At 72.2% G+C, this 10,695-nt stretch carries 7 protein-coding genes and 1 pseudogene; 4 read left to right on the top strand and 4 right to left on the bottom strand.

Annotated elements, in window-relative coordinates; translation table 11 throughout:
• Positions 1-162 precede the first annotated feature (162 nt).
• The 3 genes from pta (at position 163) to pyk (ending at position 5,037) form a co-directional block, all read left to right on the top strand.
• Positions 163-2,268 carry a phosphate acetyltransferase gene (pta, locus tag ABZ920_RS30195; RefSeq protein WP_361511951.1) on the top strand — a complete coding sequence of 702 codons (2,106 nt, stop codon included), beginning with the start codon at positions 163-165 and terminating at the stop codon, positions 2,266-2,268.
• Between the two features lie 26 nt (positions 2,269-2,294).
• On the top strand, positions 2,295-3,503 hold the full coding sequence (locus tag ABZ920_RS30190) for an acetate kinase (RefSeq protein ID WP_361511948.1): 1,209 nt from the start codon (positions 2,295-2,297) through the stop codon (positions 3,501-3,503).
• 106 nt (positions 3,504-3,609) lie between these two features.
• Positions 3,610-5,037 carry a pyruvate kinase gene (pyk, locus tag ABZ920_RS30185; RefSeq protein WP_361511945.1) on the top strand — a complete coding sequence of 476 codons (1,428 nt, stop codon included), beginning with the start codon at positions 3,610-3,612 and terminating at the stop codon, positions 5,035-5,037.
• Positions 5,038-5,152: 115 nt separating this feature from the next.
• Here the strand turns inward: pyk and ABZ920_RS30180 are convergent, their stop codons facing one another.
• The 4 genes from ABZ920_RS30180 to ABZ920_RS30165 all read right to left on the bottom strand — a co-directional run bounded on the left by ABZ920_RS30180 (position 5,153) and on the right by ABZ920_RS30165 (position 9,526).
• Positions 5,153-6,571: a hypothetical protein gene (locus tag ABZ920_RS30180; protein WP_361511942.1), complete on the bottom strand. Its 1,419-nt coding sequence runs from the start codon at positions 6,569-6,571 to the stop codon at positions 5,153-5,155.
• Positions 6,561-7,073 carry a DUF6114 domain-containing protein gene (locus ABZ920_RS30175; protein ID WP_361511939.1) on the bottom strand — a complete coding sequence of 171 codons (513 nt, stop codon included), beginning with the start codon at positions 7,071-7,073 and terminating at the stop codon, positions 6,561-6,563. Before ABZ920_RS30175 ends, ABZ920_RS30180 begins: the two co-directional genes overlap by 11 nt.
• A 191-nt stretch (positions 7,074-7,264) precedes the next feature.
• Positions 7,265-7,909, bottom strand: a complete 645-nt coding sequence (locus ABZ920_RS30170) for a DUF6230 family protein (protein ID WP_361511936.1) — start codon at positions 7,907-7,909, stop codon at positions 7,265-7,267.
• A 645-nt stretch (positions 7,910-8,554) separates the two neighbouring features.
• Positions 8,555-9,526: a tetratricopeptide repeat protein gene (locus tag ABZ920_RS30165; RefSeq protein WP_361511933.1), complete on the bottom strand. Its 972-nt coding sequence runs from the start codon at positions 9,524-9,526 to the stop codon at positions 8,555-8,557.
• 465 nt (positions 9,527-9,991) lie between these two features.
• Between ABZ920_RS30165 and ABZ920_RS30160 the strand changes: the two are divergent.
• Positions 9,992-10,594, top strand: a pseudogene (locus ABZ920_RS30160) (TetR/AcrR family transcriptional regulator); the annotation flags it as partial.
• Between the last annotated feature and the right edge of the window lie 101 nt (positions 10,595-10,695).

The following is a 10,695-nucleotide window of genomic DNA, read 5'->3' as shown; positions in this document are numbered from 1 at the left end:
CGACGGCCGGTACCGCGCCGACGCCCTCGACCTGCTCGACCAGTGGGCCGTCAGCGGAGTGCACGACCCGCAACGCCGGTCCCTCGGTGAACTGGGCCCACCGGTCCCCCGCCGGCCCCGGCGGGACCCGGCCGGATGTCCCCGACGAAACGGAGAGCGCGCGTGACCCGCAGCGTGTACGTGACCGGTGTCGAACGCGGCGACGGCCGCCAGGTCGTCGAGCTGGGGGTCATGGAGCTGCTGACCCGGCAGGTCGACCGGGTGGGCGTCTTCCGCCCCCTCGTCCACGACGGGCCCGACCGGCTCTTCGACCTGCTGCGCGCCCGCTACCGCCTCGCGCAGTCCCCGGCCACGGTCTACGGCATGGACTACCGGGAGGCGTCCGCCCTGCAGGCCGAGCAGGGCACCGACGCGCTGGTGTCGGCCCTCGTCGACCGCTTCCACCTGGTCGCCCGGGACTACGACGTCGTCCTCGTGCTCGGCACCGACTTCGCCGGCACCCAGCTCCCGGACGAGCTGGCCCTCAACGCCCGGCTCGCCAACGAGTTCGGCGCGTCCGTCATCCCGGTGGTGGGCGGGCGCCGGCAGACCGCGGATTCCGTGCGCGCCGAGACGCACAACGCCTACCGCGCCTACGACGGCCTCGGTTGCGACGTCCTCGCCATGGTGGTCAACCGGGTCGCGCGCGAGGACCGGGACACGATCGCCGGGCGTCTGGCGTCCCGGCTGCCGGTGCCCTGCTGGGTGGTGCCCGACGACCCCGCGCTGTCCGCGCCGACGGTCGCGCAGATCACCCACGCCCTCGGCGGCAAGGTGGTCCTCGGCGACGACGCGGGACTGGCGCGCGACGCGCTCGACTTCGTCTTCGGCGGCGCCATGCTGCCGAACCTGCTCGGCGCCCTGACCCCCGGCTGCCTCGTCGTCACGCCGGGCGACCGCGCCGACCTGGTCGTCGGCTCGCTCGCCGCGCACAGCGCCGGCACCCCGCCCATCGCCGGCGTGCTGCTCACCCTGGGCGAGGTGCCGCGTGAGGAGATCCTCACCCTCGCCGCCCGCCTCGCCCCGGGCACGCCGGTGGTGTCCGTGCCCGGCAACAGCTTCCCCACCGCCGAGCAGCTCTTCGCACTGGAGGGCAAGCTCAGCGCGGCCACCCCGCGCAAGGCCGAGATCGCGCTCGGTCTGTTCGAGCGGTACGTCGACACCGCCGACCTGGCCCGGCGCGTCTCCACGCCGAGCAGCGACCGGGTCACGCCGATGATGTTCGAGCACAAGCTGCTGGAGCAGGCCCGTTCCGCCCGGCGGCGGGTGGTGCTGCCGGAGGGCACCGAGGAGCGCGTGCTGCACGCGGCCGAGGTGCTGCTGCGCCGGGGCGTGTGCGACCTGACGCTGCTCGGCCCGGTGGACGCCATCCGCAGGAAGGCCGCCGACCTCGGCATCGACCTGGCCGGGTCCGAGCTGATCGACCCGGCCGTCTCCGAGCTGCGCGACTCCTTCGCCGAGCGGTACGCCGCGCTGCGCGCCCACAAGGGCGTCACGGTGGAGCTGGCCCACGACGTCGTCTCGGACGTCAACTACTTCGGGACGCTGATGGTCGAGCAGGGCCTCGCGGACGGCATGGTGTCGGGGTCGGCGCACTCCACGGCGGCGACGATCCGGCCCGCGTTCGAGATCATCAAGGCCGGGCCCGCGGACGCCGGCCAGGGCACCGCCCGGGCGGGAGCGCCGATCGTGTCGTCGGTGTTCTTCATGTGCCTCGCCGACCGGGTGCTCGTCTACGGCGACTGCGCGGTCAACCCCGACCCGGACGCCGGGCAGCTGGCCGACATCGCCGTCCAGTCGGCCGCGACCGCCGCCCGGTTCGGCGTCGAGCCGCGGATCGCCATGCTGTCGTACTCCACCGGCACGTCCGGCTCGGGCGCCGACGTCGACAAGGTGCGCGAGGCCACCGAGCTGGTGCGGCTGAGGCGGCCCGACCTGAAGATCGAGGGGCCGATCCAGTACGACGCGGCCGTGGAGCCGTCCGTCGCCGCCACCAAGCTGCCCGGTTCCGAGGTGGCCGGGCAGGCCACCGTGCTGATCTTCCCCGACCTGAACACCGGCAACAACACCTACAAGGCCGTGCAGCGCTCGGCCGGCGCGATCGCCGTCGGGCCGGTCCTGCAGGGCCTGCGCAAGCCGGTCAACGACCTGTCCCGCGGCGCCCTCGTCCAGGACATCGTCAACACCGTCGCCATCACGGCGATCCAGGCCCAGACGCCCGCCACCTGACGTACCGGAGGAAGCAGTTGAAGACCGTGAGCGCGACCCGTGTCCTCGTCCTGAACTCCGGCTCGTCGTCGGTGAAGTACCAGCTGCTCGACATGCGCGACGCGACCCGGCTCGCGGTCGGCCTGGTCGAGCGGATCGGTGAGCAGACCTCCCGGCTCACGCACACCTGCGTCGGCACGGGCGCCACCCGGGAGCAGAACGGGCCCATCGCCGACCACGACGCCGCCCTCAAGGCCCTCTCCGAGGAACTCGCCCGCGACGGGGTCGGCCTGGACTCGCCGGAGCTGGCCGCGATCGGGCACCGCGTGGTGCACGGCGGCATGTTCTTCACCGAGCCCACCGTCGTCGACGACGCCGTGCTCACCGAGATCGAGCGGCTGATACCGGTCGCGCCGCTGCACAACCCCGCGAACCTCACCGGCATCCGCACGGCGATGGCGCTGCGCCCGGACCTGCCGCAGGTCGCCGTCTTCGACACGGCGTTCCACACGACGATGCCGGAGGCCGCCGCGCGGTACGCGATCGACGTGAAGATCGCCGACCGGTACCGGGTGCGGCGGTACGGCTTCCACGGGACGTCGCACGCCTACGTCTCCCGGACGGCCGCGAAGCTGCTCGGCAGGGCGCCCGAGGACGTCAACGTCATCGTGCTGCACCTGGGCAACGGGGCGTCGGCCTCGGCGGTCAGGGGCGGCAGGTGCGTGGACACCTCCATGGGCCTGACGCCTTTGGAAGGGCTGGTCATGGGTACGCGTTCGGGCGACGTCGACCCGGCCGTCGTTTTCCATTTGCAGCGTGTCGGCGGAATGTCCATGGACGAGGTCGACACTCTGCTGAACAAGAGGAGCGGCCTGTTCGGCCTGTGCGGCGACAACGACATGCGGGAGATCCAGCGCCGGATCGACGAGGGCGACCGGGAGGCCGCCCTCGCCTTCGACATCTACATTCACCGGCTGAGGAAGTACATCGGGGCGTACTACGCGGTACTCGGCACGGTGGACGCGGTCGTCTTCACGGCGGGGGTCGGCGAGAACGCGGCCCGGGTGCGCGAGGCGGCGGTCGCGGGCCTGGAGGGGCTGGGCCTGGCGGTCGACGCGGAGCGCAACGCCGTGCGCGCGGACCGGGCGCGGCTGATCTCGCCGGACGGCGCACGGACCGCGGTCGCCGTGGTACCCACGGACGAGGAATTGGAGATCGCCACGCAGACCTACGCACTGGTCGGAAAGGACGGCTGAGACCGACCGAGGAATTCGACGGCACTCGCCTGAGCGCGAACCCGCCCATGTGCAGATTCCGCCAGATGGAATATTCCGTAGCGAAACAAACCGATAGGATCGCCCCATGCGCCGTTCGAAAATCGTCTGTACTCTCGGCCCCGCGGTCGACTCCCACGACATGCTCGTCACCCTGATCGAGGCCGGCATGAACGTGGCCCGCTTCAACTTCAGCCACGGCACCCACGCCGAGCACCAGGGCCGCTACGACCGCGTCCGCGCCGCCGCCAAGGAGACCGGCCGGGCCATCGGTGTCCTCGCCGACCTGCAGGGCCCGAAGATCCGTCTGGCGACCTTCGCCGAGGGCCCGGTGGAGCTGAAGCGGGGTGACGAGTTCACCATCACGACCGAGGACGTCCCGGGCGACAAGCACATCTGCGGCACGACGTACAAGGGGCTGCCGGGCGACGTCTCGCGCGGCGACCAGATCCTGATCAACGACGGCAACGTCGAGCTGAAGGTCGTCGACGTCGAGGGCTCCCGCGTCCGGACGATCGTCATCGAGGGCGGCGTGGTCTCCGACCACAAGGGCATCAACCTGCCCGGCACGGCCGTGAACGTCCCGGCCCTGTCCGAGAAGGACGTCGAGGACCTGCGCTTCGCGCTGCGCATGGGCTGCGACATGGTGGCCCTGTCCTTCGTCCGGGACGCCAAGGACGTCGCCGACGTGCACCGTGTCATGGACGAGGAGGGCCGCCGCGTCCCGGTCATCGCCAAGGTGGAGAAGCCGCAGGCGGTGGAGAACATGCAGGACGTCGTGATGGCGTTCGACGGCGTGATGGTCGCCCGCGGCGACCTGGCCGTGGAGTACCCGCTCGAGAGGGTCCCGATGGTGCAGAAGCGCCTGATCGAGCTGTGCCGGCGCAATGCCAAGCCGGTGATCGTGGCGACCCAGATGATGGAGTCGATGATCACCAACTCGCGCCCGACCCGCGCCGAGGCCTCCGACGTGGCCAACGCGATCCTGGACGGCGCCGACGCGGTCATGCTGTCCGCGGAGTCGAGTGTGGGCGCGTACCCGATCGAGACCGTCAAGACGATGTCGAAGATCGTCCAGGCGGCCGAGGAGGAGCTGCTCTCCAAGGGGCTCCAGCCGCTCGTGCCGGGCAAGAAGCCGCGCACGCAGGGCGGTTCGGTCGCCCGTGCCGCGGCCGAGATCGCCGACTTCCTGGGCGGCCGGGGCCTGGTGGCGTTCACCCAGTCCGGTGACACCGCCCGCCGGCTGTCGCGTTACCGCGCGGCCCAGCCGATCCTGGCGTTCACCACGGACGAGTCCACCCGCAACCAGCTCGCGCTGAGCTGGGGCGTGGAGCCGCACGTCGTGCCGCTCGTCAACAGCACCGACGAGATGGTCGACCTGGTCGACCAGGAACTGGTCAAGCTGAACCGCTTCAACGCCGGCGACACGGTCGTCATCACTGCCGGCTCGCCCCCCGGCGTCCCCGGCACCACCAACATGGTCCGGGTCCACCACCTGGGCGGCACCCGAGGCTGACCGCCCGGCCCCTCCGCGGCGCGGAGGACACCCCCTCAGAGCCGTGGCCCGGCACCCCGCACGGGCGGGGTGCCGGGCCACGGCTGCGGCTCCCGGACGGGCTCCTCGGGGCGGCTCAGTCGGACGTGAACTGGTGCAGTCCGGGGATGTGCAGGGTGCCGCCGAACTGGCCGGCCTGGACCACCTTGACCTTGGTGAAGTAGATCAGCGGGATGTCCAGCGGCGGCGGGCTGTCGGGGCTGAACGTGACCGGGATCAGTCCGAGCAGGTTGCCGGAGATGCTCTCGGTGTACATCACGGTGTCGCCGTCGCTGATCGTGGACGTCGAGCCCTTGGCGGCCTGCACGTGGTAGGTCTTGCCGGACTTCCTGTCCTTGACGAGCTGGTGCAGGTCACCGATGTCGGTGCCGTCCGTGACGACGTACTTCAGCACCTTCTTGGTGGCGCCGCTCGCCGTCCTGACCTCGACGATGCCCTTGTACTGGGCGCCCTTCAGCAGCAGCGAGCTGGCCTGGAGCTCCCACGGGTCGTCCGGCACCAGGATCCTGTTGTCGACGCCGCCCTCGGCGTCGGTGGCCGCCGGGCAGTCGGCCGCGTCCGTGGTGGCGCTCGCGGACGGGCTCGGCGAGGCGGTGGCCTCGTCCGCGGAGTCCCCGGCGGTTCCGGCGGTGCCGTCGGCCGCCTTGTCGCCGGCGTCCTCGGCCGCGTCCGTCGTGGTGTCCTTCGCGGTGTCCTCGGCCGTGCCGGTGGCCTTGTCCGCCGTGTGCCCGGCCGGGTCGGTGGCGGGCCGGTCCGCGGAGTCCGACGGTGCGTCGGGGCTCGCGGTGGCGGAGGGCGAGGCGGACGGAGCGGGATCGGCGGGCGCCGAAGTGCCGGACTGCGCACCGGGCTCGAGGCCGCCGGTGACGAGGTCGGTGAGCGCGTCGCCGACGGTGCCCAGCAGCCCGCCGCTCGTGTCGTCCTGCGACGGCGACGGGCTCGGCGAGGCGGTGTCACCGCCACCGGTGCCGGACGTGCCCGCGGTGGGGCCCGAGCCGCCCGACGGGGCGCCGGAGCCGGAGGAGGACGACCGGGAGGCCTCGTCGTCGGAACCTGAATCCGACGAAGAGGCACCGGACGTCCTGTCGCCGGACGGCTCCCTGGTGGCGGGGCTCGTCGACGGCTCGGGCTCCGCCGGGTCCTTGCCCCCGTCCTTTCCGTCGTCCTCGCCGGTGGCGCTCGCGGATGCGGACGGCGAAGGGGAGGCCGAGGCCTCGTCCCCGGAGCCCTCCAGCGCCGCGACGCAGTCCTTATACTCCTCGGCGCTCAGGCTGTTGGAGGACGGGGCCGTCGGGTTGTTGTCGGCGAGGGCGAGCGTCGGGGTGAACCCCATCGCCATGAGGACGGCCGTGGGCATCGCCGCCATGGCGATCGCCTTGCCGGGGGGCACGTGGAACCGGGTGAACAGCGGCTTTCTCGGGGCCGCGTGGCGCGGCCCGGTGCTCTCCCGCGCCGCGGCCGCCCCGCCCGTGCCGAGGACCTCGTCAGCCGACACGGTGCCCCCCGTCCGGCCCTTCGGCGCGGGTCGCGTCGTACGCGTCCTCGGCGTCGTCCGCGTCCTCGGCGTCGTCCGCCTGCTCGGCGGCCACCGCCGCCTTCGCCTTGCCGGGCGCCCAGGAGACGGCGAGCGCGCCGCCGATCATCGCCAGCAGGAAGCCCACCAGGAAGCCGCCGATGTTGGAGACGACCAGGGACACCAGGGCCAGGACGATCGCAGCGACACCGGCGAAGACCCGCGTGGCCTGCTGGAACCACATGGTCAGGCCGAGCGTGATCAGCAGCACGCCGATGATCAGCGAACCGGCGCCGGCGGTGGTCGCCATGGCGATCGACATGGTGCCCAGCTTGAGCGTGGCATACGGGAAATAGGCGATCGGCACCCCGCCGAGCAGGGTGAACAAGCCTGCCCAGAACGGCCGGGCGCCCCGCCAGTCACGGAATCGCAGACGCAGCCGGGTAAGGTTCCCGGCGCTCTGGACCGGAGTCTCGGCACTCATGGAAAACAGCTCCCTGGGATCCGGTGGAAGTACGTACCGGCTCGGCCGTGGGCATGGAGAAGCCGGAAATCTGAGTCTGTGAAGCCGGCCGGCGCGCGCGCCGGGCCGGGCCCGCGGGGCGGGGGAAGCGATGGCTCCCCCGCCCCCTGGGGGCGGCTCGGCCGCCCCGCCTCACCCGGTGACGGGAGCCGTCAGTAGCACTCCATCTTCGGGTCCATGCCGAGACGCATCGACAGACCGCTCAGCTTGAACGTGCCGGCCGTGGTCGCCCACGCCGTCTGCTTCACGCCGTAGAGGTCGGCCGTCTCCGCCTGCTGGGCGAAGCCGCCCGGCAGCGCGTTCTCGCCCTGCTTGACGGCGGGGCCGCGGGTCTTGTCCTTGACCGCGACGCCGATGTCGATGTTCTTGAACGTCGCGTCGGCGTCGAGCTGGGCGACGTCGATGTAGAGGTTCGAGGCCTCGACCTTCTTCTGGTCGCTGGGCCCGGCCTCCAGCCGCAGGTAGACGCTCCTCCCGAGGAGCGGGACCTCCGTCTTGACCGACTGGCACATCTTGGTGATCGTCGCGGTGTCGAACGACGAGATCGCGACGGGGTGGACCGTCTTGTCCTTGCCCTCGGTCGTCGTGTAACCGCTGTCGATGCCGCCGTACTGGGCGAAGCCCTCACCGTGCAGATGCCCGGCGCTGACCTTGAACTGCTGCCCGGAGACGCTGAAGGACGCCGCGAGGGCACCCTGCGCCAGGCCGACACCCACACACGCCGCGGCGGCCACGCTGGGCACCATGACGACGGCGAACCGCTTCCATCTGGTCCCGCCACGCACCTGGGACTCCATATTTCCTCCTTCTCGGACGTACATCTCCTGGCCTCGGCTCGCCCCGGTCGGCGGCTCAGCCGGGCAGGGATGGGAGAAGTGCTACGTCCTCGGGAAGGAGAGCGCCCGCGCTCGGTGGCGCGAACAGCGCCCGAATCACCGGCGATCACCCCCGAGCGACAACCACTGGTCGCGCCTGACACGCATCACGCACAACCTTGCGGACAGGCTTCACCGGACCGGCGAAGACCCCCCTGTCCAAGAGCCGGCGCCACCGGCGCCCGCTCTGCTCGGTGGGGAACCGGACTCCCCGTCACCCAACTGGCGGCCGGGGTACGGGAACGGACCGAGCGTGGCCGATCGTGGTGCATTCTCGGCGCCGACACAAGGGGGTTCGTTACTGGCTAGTAACGGAGGGATAACCGGGGTACGACACAGTGATCCCGGACGGCGACACACGGTGGCAGTCAAGGCCAGGACAAAACTATTGATCGTTGGACGGAACCAGACAGACCACAGCCCCTGGCTTACTGGCAGTAACAGCGGCCGCGATTGCCAAGTTTTGGCAAAGCGCGGCCGCTGTGACGCCGTTTCGGCGGAACTTTCACCCGGGCCGCACAGGCCCGCGCGTTTAGCGACTGGTCGGAACGGGGTGCCCGCCCCGGATCAGAACAGCGCCCGCGCCAGTGCCCGGCGCGCGCCCGTCACGCGGGGGTCCTCCGCCCCGACCACCTCGAAGAGCTCCAGCAGCCGCAGCCGTGCCGCGTCCCGGTCCTCGCCGGCCGTGCGCCGCACGGCCTCGATGAGCCGGCCGAACGCGTCCTCCACGTGCCCGCCCACCAGGTCGAGGTCGGCGGCGGCGATCTGCGCGGCCACGTCGCCCGGCTTCTCGGCCGCCTCCCGGCGCACCCGCTGCGGGTCCAGGCTCTGCACGCGCTGGAGCAACTCGGCCTGGGCGAGACCGAGTTTGGCCTCGGCGTTGGCCGGCTCGTCGGCGAGCACGTTCTTGTAGGCCTGGATGGCGCCGCCCAGGTCCCCGGCGTCCAGGGCCTGCGCGGCCGCGTTCAGGGCGGCCTCGTGCGGGCCGGCCGGCACGGCGGCCGGCTGTGCCGCGCCCGGCTCGGCGTCGGGGTCGACGGCCAGGCCGGTCAGACCGAAGCGCTCCTCGGCCACCTGCACCAGCTGGTCCAGCGTCTGCCGGATCTGCGCCTCGCCGGCGGCTCCCTGGAAGAGCGGGAGGGCCTGGCCCGCGACGACCGCGAAGACGGCCGGGATGCCCTGGATGCCGAACTGCTGCATCAGCAGCTGGTTGGCGTCGACGTCGATCTTGGCGAGGAGGAAGCGCCCGTTGTACTCGACGGCCAGCCGCTCCAGCACCGGGCTCAGCTGCTTGCAGGGCTGGCACCACTCGGCCCAGAAGTCGATGACGACCGGCACCTCGGCGGAGCGCTGCAGGACGTCGCGCTCGAAGGTCGCCTCGTCGACGTCGATGACGAGGTCGGCCGGGGAGACCGCCCCCGGCCCGCCCTGCCGTGCTGCTTGGGCGCGCACCTGCTCCGCCTTCGCCTTGGCCTCCTGGGCCGCCTTCACCGCGGCGAGGTCGACGACCCCGCTCATGGACATGTTCCGTGGCTGCATGCGTCTATCCTCCCCCGTTCTGCGCGCGCGTGTGAAAACGGCCGTGAAAGCCGCGGCCGCGTGTGCCGCCCGGCGCCGGTCCCCACCGGACGCCGTGCGGCGCGTCCACCGCGTGATGCTGCGTGATGCCGTGCTGTGGTCGTCGCTCGAAGCACACGTGCCTGCGCACCTGGTTTCGATACGACCCGTAGCGTAATGGCACGGGGCGCCGACGCGAAACCACTACCCGGTGATCCGCCTCACGACCGCGCGGAATCAGCCGGTGTGGGGGCGTGGCCGGATCAGGTCGCGGAAGAGGCGGTGGCAACCTCGCGGTCCGGGGAGCGGGATCCGGTGCGTGCGGCCGCACGGCGGACGACGGCGCCGGCGCCGGGCGACGGCGCCCCGACGGCAGCGCCGCAGGCGGGCGCGCCGGACCGCGCGTCCCCGGCATGATCCGCCGGACGTCCCCACTAGGGTCATGGCATGCAGAGCAGCACCCCCGCCCGCGGCGGCCGCCCGCGCAGCGCCGCCGTGGACGCCGCGATTCTGGCCGCGACCCGCTCGGCCCTGGTCGAGCTGGGCTGGTCGGGGCTCACCCTGCAGGACGTCGCCACCCGGGCCGGGGTGGCGAAGACGACGCTCTACCGCCGCTGGGCGGGCAAGAACGAACTCGTCGTGGACGCGGTGGCCGAACTCTTCGACGAGCTGCGGCTGCCCGACCTCGGCAGCCTCGCCGCCGACATCGAGGGCGTGGTCCTGCAGTTCGCCGCGATCCTGGCGCGTCCCGAGGCGCGCAGCGGCCTGATGGCGGTGATCGCCGAGGCGACGCGGGACAGCGCGCTGCGGGAGCGGATCCGCACCTCGATCGTGGAGCGGCAGAAACGGCTCGTGCTGGAGGGCCGGGCCCGTGCGCAGGCCCGGGGCGAGCTCCCGCCGGAGCCGGGACCGCGGGAGGCCGCCCGCACGGTCGACCTCATCTTCGACGTGGTGGCGGGCGCGGTGGTGCACCGCACCCTCGTCAGCGCCGAGCCGGCGGACGAGGAGTGGGTGCGCGGCTTCACCAAAGTGCTGCTGCTGGGACTGGCGGAGGCGTCGCGGCCCAGATCGTGCTGCACACGCAGCCCGCGCCGGCCCTGCACCTGCCGCAGCACTCCGTGGCGGTCACCAACTACGCCCCGCTGCAGGCC

Source organism: Streptomyces sp. NPDC046831 (genome assembly GCF_040645305.1).
Taxonomy (GTDB): Bacteria; Actinomycetota; Actinomycetes; order Streptomycetales; family Streptomycetaceae; genus Streptomyces.
The sequence above is the reverse complement of the archived record's forward strand: the minus strand, read 5'-3'. Positions and strand labels throughout refer to the sequence as shown.